Consider the following 21,995-nt stretch of genomic DNA (forward strand, 5'->3'; position numbering starts at 1 on the left):
CGTCGCAGGGGGTGCTAGTCCGCCGGGGTCAGCCAGAGGACGCCGTTCGGCGGGAGTTGGAGCATCGCCGAGGCCGGCTGTCCGTGCCAGGGTTCGCGCACGGCCTCGACCGCACCGAAATTCCCGACCCCCGAACCGCCATAGGACGAGGCGTCGGTGTTCAGGACCTCGCGCCAGCGGCCGGGGCGGGGGAGCCCCACCCGGTAGTCGTGGTGTGGTGACCCGCTGAAGTTCGCGACACAGGCCAGTTTCGAACCGTCCTCGCCGTGACGGAGGAAGCTGATCACGTTGCCGTTCGCGTCGTTGGCGTCGATCCACTGGAAGCCCTCCGGCCGGGTGTCCGCACTGAACAACGCGGGCGCGGACCGGTAGACCCCGTTCAGATCCCGCACCAGCTTTCGCAAGCCATCGTGCAACGGCTGTTCGAGCAGGTGCCAGTCGAGCGAACGCTCCTCCGACCATTCCTGCTCCTGACCGAACTCCCCGCCCATGAACAGTAACTGCTTGCCGGGGTGCGCCCACATGAACGCGAGCAGCGAGCGCACCCCGGCGGCCTTGTTCCAGTCGTCTCCCGGCATCCGGCCCCAGAGGGAACCCTTGCCGTGCACCACTTCGTCGTGCGAGAGCGGCAGCACGAAGTTCTCGCTCCAGGCGTACACCAGCGAGAAGGTCAGCTCGTTGTGGTGGTACGAACGGTGCACCGGATCGTGCTGCAGATAGTGCAGCGTGTCGTGCATCCAGCCCATGTTCCATTTGAACCCGAACCCGAGCCCGCCGAGGTGCGTCGGCCGCGAGACTCCCGGCCAGGCGGTGGATTCCTCGGCGATCATCACGGCACCGGGGTGTCGCTTGTAGACGGTCGCGTTCAGCTCCTGCAGGAATCGGACGGCATCCAGGTTCTCCCGGCCGCCGTACTGGTTGGGCAGCCATTGCCCCTCGGGCCGCGAGTAGTCCAGGTAGAGCATCGAGGCGACGGCGTCCACCCGCAGCCCGTCGAGGTGGAATTCCTCCAGCCAGTACAAAGCGTTGGCCACCAGGAAGTTCCGCACCTCGTTGCGGCCGAAGTCGAACACGTACGTGCCCCAGTCCGGCTGCTCGCCGCGACGCGGGTCGGCGTGCTCGTACAGCGGTGTCCCGTCGAAGCGGGCCAGCGCCCAGGCGTCCTTCGGGAAGTGCGCGGGCACCCAGTCCACCAGCACGCCGATCCCGCGCTCGTGCAGGCGGTCCACGAAGTACCGGAAATCGTCCGGCGAACCGAACCTCGACGTGGGCGCGTAGTAGGACGTGACCTGATAGCCCCACGAACCGCCGAAGGGGTGCTCGGCGATCGGCAGCAGCTCGACGTGGGTGAAGCCGGTCTCCTCGACGTAGTCGGCCAGCTCGTCGGCCAGTTCGCGGTAGCCCAGCCCAGGTCGCCACGAGCCGAGGTGCACCTCGTACACACTCATCGGCGCGTTCGCCCAGTTCGTCGCTTCGCGCCGGGAAAGCCAGACGTCGTCGGCCCACTCGTATGTCGACTCGGCGACCACGGACGCGGTCTTCGGGGGCTTTTCGGTGGCGAACGCGAGCGGGTCGGCCTTCTCGCGCCACTTGCCGTCCGCGCCGAGAATCCGGAATTTGTAGCAGATTCCGGCCTCCAGGCCGGGGATGAACAGCTCCCACACCCCGGACGAACCGAGCGAGCGCATCGCGTGCCCGCGTCCGTCCCAGCCGTTGAAATCGCCGATCACGCGCACGCCCCGCGCGGTCGGCGCCCACACCGCGAACGAGACGCCGGTGACCTCACCATGCGCCGTCTCGTACCGGCGGACATGCGCGCCGAGTGCGTCCCACAGGCGTTCGTGCCTGCCTTCGCCGATCAGGTGCAGATCCAGCTCACCCACCGTGGGCAGCCAGCGGTACGGGTCGTCGATCTCGATCGCGCGGCCGTCGTAGTCCGCCGCGAGCCGGTAGTCGCCGGGGTTTTCCGGCAGCACCGCGGCGAACAGGCTGTCCGCCACGCGGTTCAGCTCGAACTTGTGGTCGGCGCCCAGCACGGTCACCGACCTCGCACCCGGCAGCAGCGCGCGGACCACCACCTGCCCGCCAGCCGTGTGCACGCCGAGCACCGAATGCGGATCGTGATGCGAGCCCGCCAGCAGGTGATCGATGTCCGCCGCCGGGGGCGCGCCTTCGGGCAGGGTGCGGTTCACGGGTTATTCGCCTCCTGAGCAGAGCCGGGCGATCGAAGCCAGCGGGATGCGCAGCCAATCGGGCCGGTTCGCGTGTTCGTAGGCGACCTCGTAGATCGCCTTGTCCAGTTCGAGCGCCCGCAACAACAGTGGATGTGAGCGCGGATCGCCGATCGACTCGGCGGCGGCCTGTGCGTACCCGTCGCAGAACGCGGACCTGTTGCGGCGCGCCCATTCCAGCGCCCGCTCGCTGGTCTTCTCCTCGTCCTGCTCGGCCACCAGCATCTGGTGCGCCGCGTAGTCGAAGGAACGCAGCATTCCCGCCACGTCCCGCAACGGCGAGCGCAGCGCGGCGCGTTCGGTCAGCGGTGCCGCCGGCTCGCCCTCGAAATCGATCAGCAGCCAGCCGCTCACCGTGCGCAGCACCTGCCCGAGGTGCAGATCGCCGTGGATGTACTGCAACGGCACCGGTTCGTCCACTTTGTACAGTCGATCGAACGCGGCACGCAGCGCCGGCGCGTGTTCGGCCAGCTCCGGCACCCGCTCCACCACGACGTCCAGGCGGGTCTGCATCGCCTTGACACTGCGGTCCAGCTCCTCGGCGTCAGCGAGCTGCTCGCCCAGCGCGCGCCGCAGGTCGTTGTGCACCGCGGCCACCGCGCTGCCGAGCCGCTGGGACTCGCCGGCGAAATCGCCGCCGACCTGGTCCGGCGGCTGGTCCGGCTCGGCCATCAGGTCACGCACGCTGGTGGTGGCCATCGCCCAGCCGTCCACCGCGTCGGGCACGAAGCGTTGCAGCATCCCGATCGTCACCGGCTCGCCGGCCAGCTCGCCGGTGATGCTGCCGAGCAGCGGCGCGATATGCTCGCTGCCCGCGTCCTGCAAAGCGCGGTGCAGCAGCAGATCCGGGTTCTCGCCCGGGGTGAGCTTGCGGAACAGCTTGAGGATGAACTGGCTGCCGTAGACCAGGGACGTGTTGCTCTGCTCGGTGCCGACCGGCCGGGCGCGCAGCCCACCGGTCACCTCGGCGCCCGGTTCGTGCCGGAACCGCAACGGGCCGGCGTCGGCGTCCTGCGCGATCTTGTCGAGCAGCACGCCGGTCACGTCCGCGTCACTGGTGGCCTCGTAGCAGGGCATCCCCTGCTCGGTGCCGAGCCAGCTCGACCCCAGGTACTCCGGCAGCTTTTCGCGGCTGGCGATCAGCAGCTGGTACGGCTCACGCCGGTCGCCCTGCACCACCTCGACGATCAGGTGCAGCAGGAGCGGGTCGCCCTCGGTCAGCACCGTGCTGCTCACCGGGCGGACCGCCGTGATCGGGCGGTCCTTCCCGGCGAACCAGCGTTGACCGGGCAGCCACCCTGGCAGCTCCGCCACCAGTGCGGTGACCAGGTCACGGGGATCGGTCAAGATCTACTCACCTCGCTTTGCCTTGGCCTCCGGGTCGAGGAGCTGGAACCAGTAGAACCCGTGGCCGGGCAGGGTCAGCAGATACGGCAGCTCCCCGATGTCGGGGAAGGTCACCCCGCCGGTCAGCTCCAGCGGCGTACTGCCGTGGTGCTCGGACAGGTCCAGCTCCACCGGCTGCGGGAAGCGGGACAGATTGTTCACGCACAGGACCACGTCCAACTGCCCGTCGGGCCGGATCCAGCGGCGTTTGTAGGCCAGCACGCTCGGGTTTGACCCGCCGAGCTCGATGAACTCGCCTTCGGCGAAGGCGTGGTGCTGCTTGCGCACCTCGATCATCCGCCGGGTCCAGTTGAGCAGTGAGGAGGCGCTGTCACGTTGTGCCTCCACGTTGATGGCCTGGAACCCGTAGATCGGATCCATGATGACGGGCAGGTAGATCCGGCCGGGATCACATGAGGAGAATCCCGCGTTGCGGTCCGGGGTCCACTGCATGGGCGTCCGCACCGCGTCACGGTCTCCCAGCCAGATGTTGTCGCCCATGCCGATCTCGTCACCGTAGTACAGAACGGGTGAACCGGGGAGGGACAACAGCATCGCGGTGAACAGCTCGAGCTGGTTGCGGTCGTTCTCCAGCAGCGGCGCGAGCCGTCGGCGGATGCCGATGTTGGCCTTCATCCGCGGATCCTTGGCGTACTCCGCGTACATGTAGTCGCGCTCTTCGTCGCTGACCATCTCGAGCGTCAGCTCGTCGTGGTTGCGCAGGAAGATGCCCCACTGCGCGTTGTCCGGGATCTTCGGCGTCTGCGCCAGTATCTCCGAGATCGGGAACCGCGACTCGCGCCGCACGGCCATGAAGATGCGCGGCATCAACGGAAAGTGGAACGCCATATGGCATTCGTCGCCGCCGGTGGCCGGGTCGCCGAAGTACTCGACCACGTCGGATGGCCACTGGTTCGCCTCGGCCAGCAGCACCCGGTCCGGGTATTCGTCGTCCACGACCTTGCGGCAGCGCTTGAGGAACTCGTGCGTGCGCGGCAGGTTCTCGCAGTTGGTGCCCTCCTGCTCGAACAGGTAGGGCACGGCGTCCAGACGGAACCCGTCGATGCCCAGATCCAGCCAGAACCGCAGGACGTCGAGCATCGCCTCCTGCACGTCCGGGTTCTCGTAGTTGAGGTCGGGCTGGTGGGTGAAGAAGCGGTGCCAGTAGAACTGCCCGCGCACCGGGTCGTAGGTCCAGTTCGACGTTTCGGTGTCGACGAAGATGATCCGCGCGTCCGCGTAGCGGGAGTCGTCGTCGCTCCACACGTAGTAGTCGCTGTAGGGACCGTCCGGGTCCGAGCGGGACTGCTGGAACCACGGGTGCAGATCGGAGGTGTGGTTGAGCACCAGGTCGGTGATCACCCGGATGCCCCGGCGATGCGCTTCGTCGAGCAGGTAGACGAAGTCGTCGACCGTACCGAATTCCGGTAGTACCGCCCGGAAGTCACTGATGTCGTAACCGCCGTCGCGCAACGGCGAGGCGTAGAAGGGCGGCAGCCAGAGGCAGTCGACGCCGAGCCATTCCAGGTAGTCGAGCCTGCTCGCGAGCCCTCGTAGATCCCCGGTGCCGTCTCCGTTGGAGTCGGTGAAGGCCCGCACGAGCACCTCGTAGAACACCGCGCCCTTGTACCACGTCGGGTCACTGGGCACTTCCTGCGCGTGCTGGAAGTCGCCGGCCTGCGGCTCGATGAGCATGCCGTCGGCGGTGAGTGCCTCACCGGTGTGGGGCACGTCGTCCAGCCCGAGTGCCGCGTCGGGCCGGGAATCTTGGTCCATATTTCCACCTTCGTCCGGGTGTGGAAGGTCGCCCCCGGCGCACCTTGCCGGCGCGGGGGTGGTCGGTGACGTCTCTACTTTCCTTAGCCTGCCAAGCGTCTTTGCAGGCTGACCACGTGCGCCACGGACCGCCACGGCTCGAGGCGTACGTAGTCGGCTTGTCCCCAGTCCCAGGTTTCGCCGGTGACCTCGTCGTGCGCGATCAGCCGGTCGCCCCAGTCGAAGCCGAGCGCGGGCAGGTCCAGCCAGAGCGTGCCCTCTTCGGCGCCGAACGGATTCAGCGACACCACCACGACCACGGTGTCACCGGTCGCCGGATCCTGCTTGGAATAGGCCAGCAGCGCGTTGTTGTCGATGTGGTGGAAATGCAGGGTGCGCATCTGCTGCAACGCCGGATGCGCGCGCCGCACGGCGTTGAGCTTCGTCAGCCACGGCTCCAGCGAACGGCCTTCGGCGCGCGCCGCGGCGAAATCGCGCGGGCGCAGTTCGTACTTCTCCGAGTGCAAATACTCCTCGCTGCCCTCGCGGACCGCTTCGTGCTCGTACAACTCGAAGCCGGAGTACACACCCCAGGTCGGCGACAGTGTGGCGGCCAGCGCGGCGCGCAGCGCGAACATGCCCGGCCCGCCGTGCTGCAGCGACGCGTGCAGGATGTCCGGGGTGTTGACGAACAGGTTCGGCCTGCCCTCGTCCCAGTGCGCCACGAGGTCGGTGCCGAACTCGATCAGCTCTTCTTTGCTCGTGCGCCAGGTGAAGTAGGTGTAGGACTGGGTGAACCCGAGCTTCGCCAGCCCCCACAGCCGGGCCGGCCGGGTGAACGCCTCGGACAGGAACAGCACGTCCGGATGCGAGTCCTTCACCGTGGCGATCAGCCAGGCCCAGAAGTCCGGCGGCTTGGTGTGCGGGTTGTCCACCCGGAAGATCCGCACCCCGTGCTCGACCCAGTGCAGGACGACGCGCAGCACCTCGTTGTAGATGCCCTGCGGGTCGTTGTCGAAGTTGAGCGGGTAGATGTCCTGGTACTTCTTCGGCGGGTTCTCCGCGTAGGCGATCGTGCCGTCGGGCCGCATGGTGAAGAACTCCGGGTACTTGATCACCCACGGGTGATCGGGCGCGACCTGCAGCGCGAGATCGAGGGCGACCTCCATGCCCAGCTCGTCCGCGCGCGCCACGAAGGCGTCGAAGTCCTCGATCGTGCCCAGCTCCGGATGCACCGCGTCGTGCCCGCCGTCGTCCGAGCCGATGGCCCACGGCGAACCGACGTCGTCCGGCTCCGCGACCACGGAGTTGTTGCGCCCCTTGCGGTTCACTCGCCCGATCGGGTGGATCGGCGGCAGGTAGACCACGTCGAAGCCCATCCGCGAGATCCGGTCCAGCTCACGGGTGGCGGTGGTGAACGTGCCGTGCACCGGCTTGCCCGCCTCGTCGAGGCCACCGGTGGAGCGCGGGAAGAACTCGTACCAGGAACCGTAGGCGGCGCGTTCGCGGTCCACCCACAGCTTCGCCGGCTTGCCCTTGGTGACCAGCTCACGCACCGGGTGCTCGTGCATGATGTGCTCGACGTCGGCCGAAAGCGCGGGCCCGATCCGCTCGGCGAGCATCCGTTCGTGATCGCGCAGCGCCGCCGAAGCGCTGGCCAGCAGGTGGCGTTCCCGGCGGCGGTCGGGCCGCCGGGAGACCCGGTCGAGCAGCTGCGCGCCGGCCTCGAGATCGTTGCCCAGCTCGGAAACCTCTTGTCCGGCGGCCACTTTCACCTTGATGTGGTGGCGCCAGGTGGCCCACGGGTCACTCCAGGCATCCACCCGGAAGGTCCACATGCCTTCGGAGTCCGGCACGATCACCGTGCCGAACCTGTCCAGCCCCGAGCCCTGTTCGCTCATCCGGGTGCGGCGGGCGACCCGGTCACCGGGCCCGCGCCAGGTGACGGTGGCGGCGATGGCGTCGTGCCCCTCGCGCCAGACCGTCGCGGAAACCGGAACATGTTCACCGACCACGGCCTTGGCCGGATAGCGGCCGCAGCTCACTACCGGGGTCACCTCGTCGATGCCGAGCCGGCCGGTCATCGGCAGCGCCCCTCTCCCTTGTACGTGTACGCGAAAGTCGCGGCGAATCGGCCCCTTGGTTCTGGTACCCGATCCGCGACGTGCGCAAACCTATCGGGTGTCACTTTGTGCTGCTGGACGAGGACTGTCCAGAGCCGGCGACCAGTGGTAACCCAGGTGTCACCAATCAGCGGGGTGCGCGCAACAGAAGCAGCGAACGGCCGGGCAGCGAGACCACTCCGCCGGCCTTCACCGGGCGGTGCTTTTCCGGGCTGCCGTCGGCGGAACCGGTGTCCAGCATGGGTTTGAACGTCTCGCCGTACTCCGGGCCCGGCATCGTGAACTCGACCGGCTCGGCGCCGGCGTGCAGGATCAGCAGCCACGAATGGTCCGGCAGAAGCTCACCGTCGCGGCTGCGGGACTGGCTGTTGGAACCGTCGACCCACATGCCGAGCGTGCGGCGATCGCCGTCGAACCAGTCCTTCTCCGTCATCTCCTCGGCGTCCGGGCGCAGCCAGACCAGGTCCGGTTTCCCGGTGGGCGTCTTGCGGCCGTCGAAGAAATGCGGCTGCCGCAGCGCCGGGCTGCCCGCCCTGAGCTGGATCAGCCGCCGCGCGAACGCCAGCATCGTCTCGGCCTCGTCGCCGCCGAACCAGTCCACCCACGAGATCTCGTTGTCCTGGCAGTAGGCGTTGTTGTTGCCGTGCTGGGTGCGCCACAGCTCGTCGCCGGCCACGAGCATCGGGGTGCCGGTGGACAACAGGAGAGTGGCCAGCAGGTTGCGAGCCTGCCGCGCGCGCAGCGCGATGATCTCCTGGTCACCGGTCGGGCCCTCCGCGCCGTGGTTCCACGAGCGGTTGTCGTTCGTGCCGTCGCGGTTGTCCTCGCCGTTGGCCTCGTTGTGCTTGTGGTCGTAGGAAACCAGGTCTCGCAGGGTGAAACCGTCGTGCGCGGTGACGAAGTTGACCGACTGCCACGGGCGGCGCAGATTGTGGTCGTAGAGGTCGGATGAGCCCGAAAGCCGGAAGGCCAGGTCGTCCACCGCGGTGGCGCCACGCCAGAAATCGCGGATCGTGTCGCGGTAGCGCCCGTTCCATTCCGCCCACTGCGCGCCGAAATCGCCGACGCGGTAGCCCTGCCCGGTCACGTCCCACGGCTCGGCGATCAGCTTGCAGCGCGAGAGCACCGGGTCCGTCGTGATCGCGGTGAGCATCGCCGAATCGCGGTCGAACGCGCCGCCGCCAGGGCGCCCGAGCGTGCTGGCCAGGTCGAAGCGGAAGCCGTCCACGCCCATCTCGGTCGCCCAGTAGCGCAGCGAATCGGTGACCAGGCGGATCACCGTGGGGGAGCCCGCTTCCAGCGTGTTGCCGCAGCCGGTGAGGTCGAGCCCGTTGCCGCGCGGGCCGTGCAGGTAGTACGCGGGGGCGTCGAGGCCGCGGAAGCTCAGCGTCGGCCCGTCGAAGCCGCCCTCGCAGGTGTGGTTGAAGACGACGTCGAGAATCACCTCGATGTTGGCCGCGTGCAGCGCGGCGACCATCGACCGGAACTCCTCCACCTCCCGGCCGGGCTCGCTCGCGTAGGCGGCGTGCGGGGCGAAGTAGCCCAAGGGGGAGTAGCCCCAGTAGTTGCGGCGGCGCTGGCGGACGAGGTGCGGTTCCTCGGTGAACCAGTGCACCGGCAACAGTTCGACGGCCGTGACGCCCAGGCGCACCAGATGCTCGATGACCACCGGGTGCGCGAGGCCGAGATACGTCCCGCGCAGGTGCTCCGGGAGGAAGGGATGCTGCTGGGTGAAGCCCTTCACATGCAGTTCGTAGATCACCGATTCCTCGAACGGCACATCCGGCTTGGCCCCGGTGTCCGGCCCGCCGTGCGAGCCGACGACGGAGAGCGGCACACTGCCGAGAGAGTCCACTTTGGAGCGTTGCCCGTGCATCGGGTCGCCCACATGGCCGAGCGCCGCGTCCAGGTCGGTGAGCGCTCCGGTGATCCGGGTCGCGTAGGGGTCGACGAGCAGCTTGGCCGGGTTGCAACGCTGCCCGCGCGAGGGCACGTACGGCCCGTGGACGCGGTAGCCGTAGCGCTGGCCGGACGTGACGCCGGTGACCAGGCCGTGCCAGACGCCGAAGGTGCGCTCGGTCAGTTCCACCCGCCGCTCGGAGCCGTCCTCGCCGATCAGGCAGACCTCGACGGCTTCGGCGATGGTCGACGACACCGCGAAGCGGACTCCGCCTCCTTCGGGATGCGCCCCGAGCGGGAACGGCCGGCCGGCGAGAACGGGCGTGTCGGCGACGGGTGGTAGAGCCATCGCTCGATCTTGTCAGGCCGGGCCGCCTGTGCCCACCTCCGTGCAGGATGGCGCAGGTCAGGGGGGTTTGACGGGATGGACTGCTCAGTGTTCGTCGAGAAGCACGTTGTAGATCTGCGGCGCATGGAACCTGCGTGCACTACTGCCGGGCTCGGTTGGCAGCGGGGCGATCACACCTAGCCCTACGAGTTGGCTCACGAGGGTATTGGCGCGGCCGTAGGATACTTTCAGCTCTTTCTCTACCGCTCGAACGGTAAACGAGGTGTTCGAGACAGCGAAGTCGACAAGGGCGTGAGCCGTGTCGGCTCTGAGGGCCGATTCCCGAACACGTTCTTTCATTTCGGCCTGTACTCCGACCAGAGTGATCATGCGATCGTGGGTCCGCCGCGCCGAAGCCTCCAGACCTCGCGCAAAGAACTGCACGTACGGATCCCAGGCCGCCGTCGTGCTGACCGCGAAGAGGTAGTCGTAATACTCGTCGCGCCGAGCCTCGAACCACGGTGAAACGGTGAGCGTCGGTTCGAGCAGTACGCCTCGCTCGAACAAATTGATGACGATAAGCATCCGGCCGATTCTGCCGTTGCCGTCATGAAACGGGTGCAGGGTCTCGAACTGGTAATGGGCAAGCGCGGCGGAGACGACCGGGTCGACCTCCCGGCCCACATCCTTGTTCGCCATCCAGTCGAGAAGATCGCGGAGGTTCGCTTGGAGGGCCAGGCCGGGCGGTGCCGGTACAAAGCGCGCCGCATGTACTGGCTGGTCGCCTGGTCGCGCACTTTTGCGCTTTCCGACAACAACCTGGTGGTCACGCACGTGGCCCGACGACGGGCCTTGCGCTCGTGTTCCGTGCACGAGGGTTCTTTGAAGTTCTTCGAGTACGTTCACGGTCAGCGGGTGGCCCATTTCGACCCAGTTGAACGCGCTTTCTGCCATTACGACATAATTGAGAACTTCCCGCAGGTCAGTGTTCTGCGGCCGCTCTTCGTCGGCCGTGAGGACCTCCGCCAGAGGCGCGTAGGTGCCCTCCAGTGCCGAAGTGCTTTGAGCTTCGGCACGGAGTGCCGGCCTCCGGAAGAGGCGAGGATTGGGCAATCGTCGTGCCGTGCTGTCGAGTGTGGCCAGGGCGGCACGCGCGTCCGCCACCGCACGGTAAGTCGCCCCGCTCAGTACAGGAGACTCGGTGGGCAACGGATCTGGCGCAAACGCCTGGTGGGACCACTCGCCTTGTTGTCTAGTTCGAGATGTCTGACATCGCACAGCTGTCAGTCAAAATAGCTTTGACTGACATGTGGTGCTGGGTGATGTCTGTTAACTGCAATGTCGGGGCTGGTCATGTCACACAACGGCCCGATCGCTGACATGCGCGGTGCTCGACCAGCGCGAACGACGCCGGCGGCAATGTCACCGCGTCGCCTGAAATCTCCGGAGAGCCCCAGCTCAGGACCTCCACCGCCTCACCCAGCGACACCGTCACCCGATCGGAGCCGAGGTTCACCGCCAACCGAAGCGGGCCCCGGTGCAGTACGAGCCAGGAGCCTTCGGCTTCGACGTGGAAGTGGTCGCGCACGGGGTCGGCCAGCGCGGGGTGCGTTCGGCGCAAGGCGATCAGCGAGCGGTACAGGCCCAGCATCTCCCGGTGCCCCGGCTGCTCCACCTCCGCCCAGTCCAGCCGCGAGCGTTCGACCGTCGCCGGGTCGATCGGGTCGGGCACGTCGGCCTCACCCCAACCGTGCCGGGCGAACTCGCGGCGGCGGCCGACGCGGACGGCGTCCGCCAGTTCGGGATCGGGGAAGGAGGCAAAGAACTGCCAGGGAGTGCTTGCCGCCCATTCCTCGCCCATGAAGATCATCGGCGTGTAGGGGGAGCAGAAGACGATCGCCGCCCCGCACGCCAGCAGCCCGGGGGAGACGCTCGCGGACAGCCTGTCGCCCGTCGCCCTGTTCCCGATCTGGTCGTGGTTCTGCAGGTACGCCAGAAAACGGTGCGCCGGAAGCTTCTCCGGCACCGGGCGCCCGTGCGCGCGGCCCCGGAAAGACGACCACGTCCCGGCGTGGAAGAACACGTCGCGCAGCGTCCGGGCGAGCGCGCCGGGAGCGGCGAAGTCGGCGTAGTAGCCGCTCGTTTCGCCGGTCAGGGCCACGTGCAACGCGTGGTGCAGGTCGTCGGACCACTGCGCGTCCAGTCCGTACCCGCCGGCCTCGCGTGCGGTGACCAGGCGGGGATCGTTCAAATCCGACTCGGCGATCAGCGTCAACGGCCGCCGCACCGCGGCCGACAGCGCCGACACCTCGACGGCCAGCTCCTCCAGCAGGTGGGTGGCCCGCCTGTCGACCAGTGCGTGCACGGCATCGAGGCGTAGCGCGTCGACGTGGAAGTCGCGCAGCCAGCTCAGCGCGTTGTCGATGACGTAACGGCGCACCTCGTCGGAGCCCTCGCCGTCCAGGTTCAGGCCCGGACCCCAGTCGTTGCTGCCCGCGAAGTACGGCCCGAAGCGGTCGAGGTACGCGCCGGACGGGCCGAGGTGGTTGTAGACGACGTCCAGCACCACGGCCAGCCCGCGCCGGTGGCACGCGTCGACAAAGCGCTTGAAGCCGTCCGGCCCGCCGTACGGTTCGTGCACGGCGCCCCACAGCACGCCGTCGTAGCCCCAGCCCGCGGTGCCGTCGAACGAGTTCACCGGCAGCACCTCGACGAACGTGACGCCGAGACCGGCCAGGTAGTCGAGCTTCCCGATCGCCGCGTCGAACGTGCCGCCCGCGGTGAACGTGCCGATGTGCAGCTCGTACAGCACGCCGCCGGGCAGCGGGCGCCCCCTCCACGCCTGGTCGGTCCACTCGAACGCGGAGTGGTCGTACACCCGCGAAGGCTCGTGCACCCCGTTCGGCTGCCATCGCGACCGCGGGTCCGGCAGGAGATCTTCCTTGTCTCCCACCAGGAAAGCGTAATCGGAGCCGGTGGCATCGGAGCGCCACCACTCACCGTCACGGGTCATCTCGTGGTCGGCGCCGTCGACCCGCACCCGGACGCGTTCGGCGTGCGGCGCCCATACCCGGAAGCTCATCGATCTCCTCGGACCAGCAACGCGACGGGGTAGCGACTGAGCATTGTGGACAGTGTGCCGTCGGTGCGGTCACCGGTGAGCACGTCGTTCCACTCGCCGGCCGGCAGTGGCAGCACTGTCTCGCGCCAGCCGCCCGCCGCCGCGAGACCGACCGGCAGCCGGGTGGCAACGGTGATCAAACCGTTGCGTGCGAAGGAAACCGCGTGCTCAGCCGCAGGGCCCTCAGCGTGCAGGGCACGGTAACCGCCGAACAGGTCCGGCCGCTCCCGGCGCAACGCCAGCGCCTTGTGCACGACGAGCAGCTTCGCCGCGCCACTGTCGTCGACGTCGGGCAGCTCGCCCTCGGCGATCCGGTCCAGGAGCGCACGCCGCACGCCGTAGTCCACCGGGCGCCGGTTGTCCGGGTCCACCAGGGACAGATCCCACAGCTCGGTGCCCTGATACACGTCCGGCACGCCGGGCGCGGTGAGCTGGATCAGCTTCTGCGACAACGAGTTCGACCAGCCCGGCCCCTTGACGCGCTCCACGAACGCGGCCACGTCGGGATCATCGACCACTTTGTCCGGCCAGGCGGCGACCTCGGCCTCGAACGCCTCGTCGTGGTCGGTCCAGGTGGTGTGGATCTTCGCTTCCTTGGCCGCCTTGTCCAGGTACTGGCGCAGCCGGTCCGCGCTGATCGGCCACGCGCCGACGAGGGTCTGCCACGCCAGCAGGTTCAGCGACGGCTCGCTGATCCCATTGCGGGCGCTCCAGCGCGACACGGCCTCGGCGAACTCGCCGGGCACCTCCGACAGCACAGCCATCCGCGCCCGCACATCCTCCGAGCGCTTCGTGTCGTGCGTGGTCAGCGTCGTCATCGCCGCCGGGTACCCGGCTTCGCGTTTCGCTGCCAGCTCGTGGAATTCCGCCACGCTGCTGCCGAAGCGCTGCGGGGAACCGCCGACCTCGTTCAACGCCGCGAAGCGGGTGTAGCGGTAGAAAGTGGTGTCCTCGGTGCCTTTCGCGACGACCATGCCCGAGGTCTGCTGGATCCGCGTGGCCAGTTCGCCGTGCGGATCCGCGCGCACCCGACGATCGAGCGCGTCCGCGCCGGAGCGGGCCACCGCCGTCGCCCAATGCGTCTCGCCCTCGGGCAGATACGAGCGGTAGACCGGAAAATCGATCATCAGCCCGGCGACTTCCGCTGGGTCGGAATCCTCGGCCAGCGCGGCGATCCGGTGCATCTCCGCGACCAGGATGCTGTCGGTGACCAGCCGTCGCGCCTCGCGCTCGACGGCGTGGTAGTCGGGATTTCCCGCCAGCTCGGTGAACACGGCCTCGGCGGCGGGATCGACGAAAATCCCGCTGATCTCGCGCAGCGCGTCGTACCCCGTGGTGCCGTCGACCGGCCAGCTCTGCGGCAGATCCTCACCCGGGTGCAGGATTTTCTCCACGACCAGCCACGCATCCGGCGCCGCGGCACGCAGCGCGCGCATGTAACCGCCGGGGTCGGCAAGCCCGTCGGGATGGTCCACGCGCAGCCCGGTGACGCTGCCTTCGGCCACCCAGCGCAGCACTTCTCCGTGTGTGGCCCGGAAAACCTCGGGCAGCTCCACCCGCACGGCGGCGAGCGTCGTGATGTCGAAGAACCGGCGGTAGTTCAGCTCGGCGTTGCCGCGCCGCCAATGCACCAGCTCGTAGTGCTGCCGCGCGTGCACCTCGTCGGGGCTGCCTTCGCCGGTGCCGGGGGCGATGGGGAAGCGGTGGTCGTAGTAGACGAGTTCGTCACCCTCGACCTTCAGCTCTCCGTCGTCGCCGAGCACCGGAACCAGGATCCGGCCGCGGCTCCAGTCGATGTCGAAGTACTTGGCGTACAAGGAGTCCTGGCCGAACCGCAGGACATCCCACCACCAGGGGTTCGCCTTCGGGATCTCCACCGACATGTGGTTCGGCACGATGTCCACCACGAAACCCAGCCCGGCATCGGCCAGCGCCGAGGCCAGCAGCCGCCGCGCGGGCTCGCCGCCGAGCTCCGGTCGCGCGATCGTCGGGTCCACCACGTCGTAGCCGTGCGTGGAGCCCGGCGTGGCGTCCAGCACCGGCGACGTGTAGAGCGCCCCGATACCCAGCCGCCGCAGGTAGTCCACCTGCTCCGCGGCGTCGTCGAAGGTGAACTCCGGGCGCAGCTGGACCCGGTACGTCGAGCCCGGCGGGGTCACTTCGGGTCCACCCGCTGCAACACCACCAGCGACCGCGCGGGCAGCGTGAACTTCCCGCCGGCGTCGATGGTCTCGTCGCCGGGCTCCTCGGAGATCTCCCCGGTGGCGGTGTCGATCATGATCGTCCACTTCGGACCGTAGTCCGGGCCGGGCAGGCTGGCCTCGATGTCCTCGTAGTGCGCGTTGAAGGCCATCAGGAACGAGTCGTCGACCACCCGCATCCCGCGCGGGTCCAGGTCCGGGATGCCTTCGCCGTTGAGGAACACCACGATCGACTTGCCGAACCCGTCGTCCCAGTTCTGCTCCTTCATCTCCTCGCCGGAGGGGGTGAACCAGGCGATGTCGCTGACCTCGTCGCTCTTGCGGATCGGCTTGCCCTGGAAGAACCGGCGCCGCCGGAACACCGGGTGCCTGCGGCGGAACTCGGCGAGCCTGCCGACGAAGTTCGCCAGCTCGGAGTTCTCGTCGGCCAGCGACCAGTCCACCCACGAGATCTCGTTGTCCTGGCAGTAGGCGTTGTTGTTGCCCTGCTGGGTGCGGCCCAGCTCGTCGCCGTGCAGCAGCATCGGCACGCCCTGGGACAACAGCATGGTGGCGAGCAGGTTCCGGCGCTGTCGCGCCCGCAACGCGAGCACCTCGGCGTCGTCGGTCGGGCCTTCGACGCCGCAGTTCCACGAGCGGTTGTCGTCCGCGCCGTCCCGGCCGTCCTCACCGTTGGCCTCGTTGTGCTTGTCGTTGTAGGACACCAGGTCGTTGAGGGTGAACCCGTCGTGCGCGGTGACGAAGTTGATCGACGCGAACGGGCGGCGGCCGTCGTCCTGGTAGAGGTCCGAAGAGCCGGTGATCCGTGAGGCGAACTCGCCGAGCGTGGCGGATTCACCGCGCCAGAAGTCGCGCACGGTGTCCCGGAACTTGCCGTTCCACTCCGTCCACAATGGAGGGAAGTTGCCCACCTGGTAACCGCCGGGCCCGACGTCCCACGGCTCGGCGATCAGCTTCACCTTGCTCACCGTCGGATCCTGCTGCACCAGGTCGAAGAACGTGGACAGCCTGTCCACGTCGTAGAACTCGCGGGCCAGCGTCGCGGCGAGATCGAAGCGGAACCCGTCGACGTGCATCTCGGTGACCCAGTACCGCAACGAGTCCATGATCAGCTGCAGGGTGTGCGGGTTGCGCACGTTGAGCGAGTTCCCGGTGCCTGTGTAGTCCATGTAGTACTGCGGTTTGTCCTCCACCAGCCGGTAGTAGGCCTGGTTGTCGATCCCGCGCATGGACAGCGTCGGGCCGAGGTGGTTGCCCTCGGCGGTGTGGTTGTACACCACGTCGAGGATCACCTCGATGTCCGCCTCGTGCAGGGCGCGGACCATGCCCTTGAACTCCTGCACCTGGCCGGCCTGCTCGGGCAGCGCGGCGTAACCCTCGTGCGGGGCGAAGAAACCGACGGTGTTGTAGCCCCAGTAGTTGCGCAGGCCCTTCTCGACGAGGCCGTGGTCGGTGATGAACTGGTGCACCGGCATCAGCTCGATCGCCGTCACGCCGAGCTGCTTGAGGTGCTCGACGACGGCGGGGTGCGCCAGCCCGGCGTAGGTGCCGCGCAGCCGCGGCGGCACCGCGGGATGGTTCATCGTGAGGCCGCGGACGTGCGCCTCGTAGATCACCGACTCGTTGTACGGGGTGCGGGGCGGCCGGTCGTCCGCCCAGTCGAAGAACGGGCTGACCACCAGGCCGTGCGGCACGTGCCCGGCGGAGTCGGCGTCGTTGCGCTCGTCCGGGGCGCCGAAAGGATAGCCGAACAGCGACTCGTCCCAGTCCACGTTCCCGGCGATCGCCTTGGCGTACGGGTCGATCAGCAGCTTGTTCGGATTGCAGCGCAGTCCTTTGCCCGGCTGGTACTCCCCGTGCACGCGGTAGCCATAGCGCTGGCCGGGGCCGACGCCGAGCAGGTAGCCGTGGTGCACGAAACCGTCGACCTCGGGCAGCCGGTAGCGCTCCTCCTTGCCTTCGCCGTCGATCAGGCACAGTTCGACGTACTCCGCGACCTCGGAGAAGAGCGCGAAATTGGTTCCGACGCCGTCATAGCTGGCCCCCAGCGGGTACGGGGTTCCGGGCCAGGTGGGCACGTGGGTCTCCTCAGCGGTTCAGCGGGCGAGCAGCCCGCAGGGTGGTGACCAGGCGGCGGACGCCAGGTTCGGCGAAGAACTCGTCCACGGTGACGGGCAAGGGTATCCGCCAGTTCGGATACTGCTCGACGGTGCCCGGCAGGTTCGGCTGCCGGCGCTGGCCGACGACGTCGGCGGGCGCGGTGAGCAGCAGCCGTGACGCGGCCGAGGCCAGCAGCGCGTGCAGCGCGGCCACCATGTCGTCGTGCGGAATTCCTTGCCGGGTGAGGAAATCGATCAATGCCTCCCGCTCCTGTGCTGCCGCTTCGTATTCCTGCTCCGCCGGGCCGGAGAGCAACCCCAGCTCGTCCCGGATCCGCACGTGCTCGTCGCTCAGCCAGCCCGCGACGGTGGGCAGATCGTGCGTGGTGATGCTGGCCATCGCCTCGGCGTCCCACTCCCGGGGTGGCACGAACGGGTGACCCGGAGTGTCGTAGTCGCGCTGGAACCAGAGCACGGCCGAGGACAGCACACCGCGTTCGTGCAGCGTTTTGGTCACTTCGGGCTCGACCGTGCCGAGATCCTCGCCGACCACGATCGCGCCTGCGCGATGCGCTTCGAGTGCGAGTACGCCCATCATCGCGTCGGCGTCGTAATGCACGTACGTGCCGCGCGAAGGCGGCTCACCCGGCGGAATCCACCACAGCCGCCACAGGCCCGCGACGTGGTCGATGCGGACGCCGTCGGCGAAGCGGAGTACGCCGCGAAGGACGTCCCGGAACGGCGCGTAACCGAGCTCGGCGAGCTTGTCCGGGCGCCAGGGCGGCAGGTTCCAGTCCTGACCCTGCTGGCTGAACGCGTCGGGCGGCGCGCCGACTGTGACACGCGAAGCGAAAGCGTCGCCCAGCGCCCACGTGTCGGCTCCGCCGGGATGCACCCCGACCGGAAGGTCGTGCACGATCCCGACCGACATGCCAGCGTCGCGCGCTTCGCGGCGGGCGTTGTCGAGCTGCTCGCGACAGAGTTGCTGCAGCCACGCGTGGAAGTCGATCCGGTCGGCGAGTTCTTCGCGCGCTTTCGCCACTGCGGGCCCTTGCGGATCGCGCAACTCCTCCGGCCACTCGCGCCAGTCCGGTCCGTGAATTTCCGTGAGCGCACAAAACGTGGCGAAATCGCGCAAATCCTTGTCCACCGGGGCGAGCTCGCGCGGCCACAGCAACTCCAGGGCCGCCAGTTTCGCCGACCACACCGCGTCGTAGTCGATCAGCTCCCTCTGCGAGTCGGGGCGCAGTGACAGAACCCGCTCGCGTGTCTCGGAATCCGCTTTGGCAAACGCTTTCGTGTCCGTGACACGCAGGTAGAGCGGGTTCGCGAACCGGCGGCTCGACGGCGAGTACGGCGACCGTTCCACCGGGATCGTCGGGCTGATCGCCTGCACCGGGTTCACCAGCAGCACACCCGCGCCGAGTTCTTCGGCCGAACGCCGCGCCACCGTCGCCAGGTCGCCGTAGTCCCCGGCACCCCACGAATCCGCGCCGCGCAGCGCGTAAAGCTGCAGCATCCAGCCCCACGCCGGTGGCACTTCGGGCAGCCTGTCCGGCACCACCGCCAGCACGACTTCCTGCCGCTCGGTGACGATCTTGTGCCAGCCCAGGGGCAGATCGCCGGGGACCGTGCGGGCGATCTCGCGTCGGGTGCCGTCTTCCAGGTGGACCACGGCGGGGCCACCCGCGTCGTGCTCGGTACCCTCGCGCAGCACTAGTGTCGGTGGCAGCCTGGTTCGCGCGCGGTTTTCGCGTATCGCGGCGAGTTCGCGGCGCACCGGCTCCGCGGCCGACGCGTCCACGCCGAACTGGGCGAGGATCGCGATCACGACATCGGTGTCGACGACGACTTCGCGCTGCTCGGCGTTTTCGTACCGGGTGGCGACACCGTAGGCGTCCGCGAGGGCACTGAGGTCCGGATCCACCCGTTCAGCATCGCCGCCCATGCCGGGCGGCGCTACCCAGGCCGATGAGATGAGGAGCACCCCCGATGACTCCGTGGGCCGAACACGCTATCTGGTGGCAGATCTACCCGCTCGGGTTCACCGGAGCGCCGGCCGCCGCGACGGGCGAGCCGCCCCGGCACCGCTTGCGGCAGCTGGAGAACTGGCTCGACTACGCCGTGGAACTCGGCTGTTCCGGGCTGCTGCTCGGGCCGGTGTTCGACTCGGAGACGCACGGATACGACACGATCGACCACTTCCGCGTCGACCCCAGGCTCGGCGACGACGCGGACTTCGACCGGCTGGTCGCTTCGGCGGGCGAGCGTGGCCTGCGGATCGTCCTGGACGGCGTGTTCAACCACGTGGGACGCGGGTTCAAACCGTTCGCCGAAGGCCGGAAGTGGTTCCGCCGCAAAGGCTCCGAGGTCGAGGTCTTCGAAGGGCACGCGCATCTGGTGAAGCTCGACCACGAGCTGCCCGAAGTAGCCGGCTACGTCACCGGAGTGCTCAACCACTGGCTCGACCGCGGCATCTCGGGCTGGCGGCTCGACGCGGCGTACGCGATCCCGCCGGAATTCTGGCGCCGCGTATTGCCGCCGGTAAGGGAAAAACACCCTGACGCGTGGTTTGTGGGCGAAGTGCTCCACGGCGACTACGTGGCGTACGTCGAGCGAAGCGGTTTGGACACCGTCACCCAGTACGAGCTGTGGAAAGCGGTGTGGAGTTCGCTCAACGACGCCAACTTCTTCGAACTTTCGTGGGCGCTGAAGCGGCACGACGCGATGCTGGAAACGTTTCCCCCGCAGACGTTCATCGGCAACCACGACGTCACGCGGCTGGCGTCCCAGCTCAACGACGAGCGGCACACCGGGCACGCGCTCGCGCTGCTGCTCACCGTCGGCGGCGTGCCGAGCATCTACTACGGCGACGAGCAGGCGTTCCGCGGCGTGAAGGAGGAGCGGGCGGGCGGGGACGACGCCATCCGGCCTGTCTTCCCCGCCACCCCGGCCGAGCTGGCGCCGTTCGGCTGGCCGATGTACCGGCTGCACCAGCGCCTGATCGGGATGCGGCGGCGGCACGCATGGCTGGTCCGCGCGCGCAGCGAGATCCTGCACCTGACGAACCGGGCGGTCGCGGTGCGTTCGCATTCGCCAGAGGGCGAGGTGCTGACCCTGCTCAACGTGGGCGACGAGCCGTACCGGTTCCCGATCGCCACCGGCGGGCTCACCGTGATCGGCTCCCCGGTGCCCGGCGACGGTGGCGATCCGGCGGTGGTGGCGGGGCACAGCTGGGCGGTGCTCAGCCGGGAGTGACGGTGCCGGCGGTGTGCGCCCGGCGCAGCATCAGGCCGAACCAGATCGTGCCGATTCCGCGGAACAGCAGCGTGACGCCGAGCCAGATGGCCAGCGTCAGGATCGTGAGCCCGGGCCACACCAGCGCCAGCACGCCGACGATCACGGTCAGGATGCCCACCGTCAGGTACAGCCCCCACATCGGCAGCCCACGGCGCCAGGTCACCGCGGCCGCGATCTGCATGAACCCGCCGACGATCAGGCCGATACCGACCAGCGTGGCCAGCGCGAGCAGGGTGATGCCCGGCCAGGCCAGCGCGATGATGCCGAAGACGATCCACACCGTGCCGATCACGTACGCGGCCCAGCGCGGGTTCTGGCGGTCCGCGGTCAGCAGTTCGTTGAACCCGTCTGCGAGCAGCGCGATCGCGACCAGCACCGCCAGCACCCCGGCCGCGGTGGCCAGGTCCACCAGCAGGAGCAGTCCGAGCACGGCCGTGACCACCCCGAGGATGGCGACGAGCCACCACCGTCCGGTCACCCGCCGGAGTTCCTCGGCGACCGGCATCGTGAACGCCGGGTAGGACTCGTTAGCAGTCATGACCTGCCCCTTTCCCTCGCGAGAAGGTTAGGAGCAGTGCGGGCAGCCCGCCATGCGGTTCACTCGCCTGGACCCCCGGCGATCCGGGGGCGGAGGTGGCCGGGGATGAGTTCGAGCAGCTGATCCGGGCGCACCGGCAGGTCGAGCAGGCTCAGTTTCACGCGGCTGCGGCTGGCGTGCTTGCCCGCCGACAGCCGCACCACCTTCGCGGCGTCCTGGCGCAGGCGGGCGGTCAACACGCCGTCGTGCGCCAATGTCTCCGACTCGACCCCGTCCACTTCCACGCCCACGGCCGCGCTGTCCCCGGCCACGTGCAGGCGCACCTCGTCATTCGGGCCGAAGACGACGGAGCGGCTCACCCCGGCCATCGGCGCCACGGGCGTCACCACCATCGCCGCCGCCGACGGCGAGACCACCGGCCCGCCCGCCGCGTAGTTGTAGGCGGTGGAGCCGGTCGGCGTCGCCACCACCAGCGCGTCGCATTTGTAGTAGCCGTACTGCAGGCCGTTGACGGTGAGGTCGACCGACACCGCGCCGCGGCCGAGACGGGTGAGCACGAGGTCGTTGAACCCGGCGACGCTTGGTGATCCGGTGACGAGGCAGCTGTGCGGCTCGATCGTGAAGTCGTTGTGCACCAGTGCTTCCAGCGCTTCCTCGAGCTGGGCGGGGAAGACTTCGACGAGGAAGCCGAGGTTGCCGTGGTTCACCCCGAGCACCGGCACCGGGCGTGCCATGACCAGCCGCAACGCGCCCAGCATGGTGCCGTCGCCGCCGAGGCTGATGATCCAGTCCACGGCGCCGGCGAACTCGGCGTCGGGCAGCGCGTCGAAGCCTGGCACCCGCGGCGCGTCGGCCGCCCGGACCACGATCCGGACGTCGTGCGCGCCCGCGTAGGCGGCGATCTTGCGGACTGAGGAGTCGACCGGTTTGGTCGGATGGACCACCAGCCCGAGGGTTTCGGTCACGATCACGAGCCTACGGTTGGCCGGAAGGATTCGCGTGACGGAAAGGCGG

The 21,995-nt window shown here is 68.6% G+C and carries 13 protein-coding genes; 1 reads left to right on the forward strand and 12 read right to left on the reverse strand.

The annotated features are described in order from the left end of the window. Positions 1-14: 14 nt before the first annotated feature. The 10 genes from glgB to malQ form a co-directional block, all read right to left on the reverse strand. The gene (glgB, locus tag VHD82_RS04735) at positions 15-2,192 is read right to left on the reverse strand and encodes a 1,4-alpha-glucan branching protein GlgB (protein ID WP_325697346.1); all 2,178 of its coding nucleotides are present in this window, start codon (positions 2,190-2,192) and stop codon (positions 15-17) included. Positions 2,193-2,195: 3 nt separating this feature from the next. Continuing rightward, the gene (locus VHD82_RS04740) at positions 2,196-3,578 is read right to left on the reverse strand and encodes a maltokinase N-terminal cap-like domain-containing protein (RefSeq protein WP_325697348.1); all 1,383 of its coding nucleotides are present in this window, start codon (positions 3,576-3,578) and stop codon (positions 2,196-2,198) included. Positions 3,579-3,581: 3 nt separating this feature from the next. Next, entirely contained in the window at positions 3,582-5,393 is a 1,812-nt protein-coding gene (gene treS / locus VHD82_RS04745; protein WP_325697350.1) for a maltose alpha-D-glucosyltransferase, read from the reverse strand. Between the two features lie 83 nt (positions 5,394-5,476). Continuing rightward, entirely contained in the window at positions 5,477-7,456 is a 1,980-nt protein-coding gene (locus VHD82_RS04750; protein ID WP_325697352.1) for a maltotransferase domain-containing protein, read from the reverse strand. Between the two features lie 166 nt (positions 7,457-7,622). Continuing rightward, positions 7,623-9,743 carry a glycogen debranching protein GlgX gene (gene glgX / locus VHD82_RS04755; protein WP_325697354.1) on the reverse strand — a complete coding sequence of 707 codons (2,121 nt, stop codon included), beginning with the start codon at positions 9,741-9,743 and terminating at the stop codon, positions 7,623-7,625. Between the two features lie 84 nt (positions 9,744-9,827). Continuing rightward, positions 9,828-10,886 (reverse strand): Fic family protein, encoded by a 1,059-nt coding sequence (locus VHD82_RS04760; protein ID WP_325697356.1) that lies wholly within the window; start codon positions 10,884-10,886, stop codon positions 9,828-9,830. 187 nt (positions 10,887-11,073) lie between these two features. Then, positions 11,074-12,804 (reverse strand): malto-oligosyltrehalose trehalohydrolase, encoded by a 1,731-nt coding sequence (gene treZ, locus VHD82_RS04765; protein WP_325697358.1) that lies wholly within the window; start codon positions 12,802-12,804, stop codon positions 11,074-11,076. Continuing rightward, positions 12,801-15,002 carry a malto-oligosyltrehalose synthase gene (gene treY, locus VHD82_RS04770; protein WP_325697360.1) on the reverse strand — a complete coding sequence of 734 codons (2,202 nt, stop codon included), beginning with the start codon at positions 15,000-15,002 and terminating at the stop codon, positions 12,801-12,803. The genes treZ and treY overlap by 4 nt, the downstream gene beginning before the upstream one ends. Continuing rightward, positions 14,999-17,122, reverse strand: a complete 2,124-nt coding sequence (gene glgX, locus VHD82_RS04775) for a glycogen debranching protein GlgX (protein ID WP_325697362.1) — start codon at positions 17,120-17,122, stop codon at positions 14,999-15,001. The genes treY and glgX (VHD82_RS04775) overlap by 4 nt, the downstream gene beginning before the upstream one ends. A gap of 10 nt (positions 17,123-17,132) precedes the next feature. Further along, positions 17,133-19,091, reverse strand: a complete 1,959-nt coding sequence (gene malQ, locus VHD82_RS04780) for a 4-alpha-glucanotransferase (protein WP_414637442.1) — start codon at positions 19,089-19,091, stop codon at positions 17,133-17,135. 44 nt (positions 19,092-19,135) lie between these two features. Between malQ and VHD82_RS04785 the strand changes: the two genes are divergently transcribed. Beyond that, complete coding sequence (locus VHD82_RS04785; protein ID WP_325697366.1) at positions 19,136-20,401, forward strand: alpha-amylase family glycosyl hydrolase; 1,266 nt, start codon at positions 19,136-19,138, stop codon at positions 20,399-20,401. Here the strand turns inward: VHD82_RS04785 and VHD82_RS04790 are convergent. Continuing rightward, on the reverse strand, positions 20,388-20,981 hold the full coding sequence (locus tag VHD82_RS04790) for an HdeD family acid-resistance protein (RefSeq protein ID WP_325697368.1): 594 nt from the start codon (positions 20,979-20,981) through the stop codon (positions 20,388-20,390). The genes VHD82_RS04785 and VHD82_RS04790 overlap by 14 nt on opposite strands. Before the next feature lie 59 nt (positions 20,982-21,040). Next, complete coding sequence (locus tag VHD82_RS04795) at positions 21,041-21,946, reverse strand: NAD(+)/NADH kinase (protein ID WP_325697370.1); 906 nt, start codon at positions 21,944-21,946, stop codon at positions 21,041-21,043. Positions 21,947-21,995: the final 49 nt, after the last annotated feature.

This window comes from Amycolatopsis sp., from assembly GCF_035546795.1.
In the GTDB taxonomy this organism is placed as follows: Bacteria; Actinomycetota; Actinomycetes; order Mycobacteriales; family Pseudonocardiaceae; genus Amycolatopsis_E.

Coding starts and splice junctions, on each gene's coding strand:
- malQ (WP_414637442.1), bottom strand. CDS start 19,091: ATGGGCGGCGATGCTGAACGGGTGGATCCGGACCTCAGTGCCCTCGCG.
- treZ (WP_325697358.1), bottom strand. CDS start 12,804: ATGAGCTTCCGGGTATGGGCGCCGCACGCCGAACGCGTCCGGGTGCGG.
- glgX (WP_325697354.1), bottom strand. CDS start 9,743: ATGGCTCTACCACCCGTCGCCGACACGCCCGTTCTCGCCGGCCGGCCG.
- VHD82_RS04785 (WP_325697366.1), top strand. CDS start 19,136: ATGACTCCGTGGGCCGAACACGCTATCTGGTGGCAGATCTACCCGCTC.
- treS (WP_325697350.1), bottom strand. CDS start 5,393: ATGGACCAAGATTCCCGGCCCGACGCGGCACTCGGGCTGGACGACGTG.
- VHD82_RS04750 (WP_325697352.1), bottom strand. CDS start 7,456: ATGACCGGCCGGCTCGGCATCGACGAGGTGACCCCGGTAGTGAGCTGC.
- VHD82_RS04790 (WP_325697368.1), bottom strand. CDS start 20,981: ATGACTGCTAACGAGTCCTACCCGGCGTTCACGATGCCGGTCGCCGAG.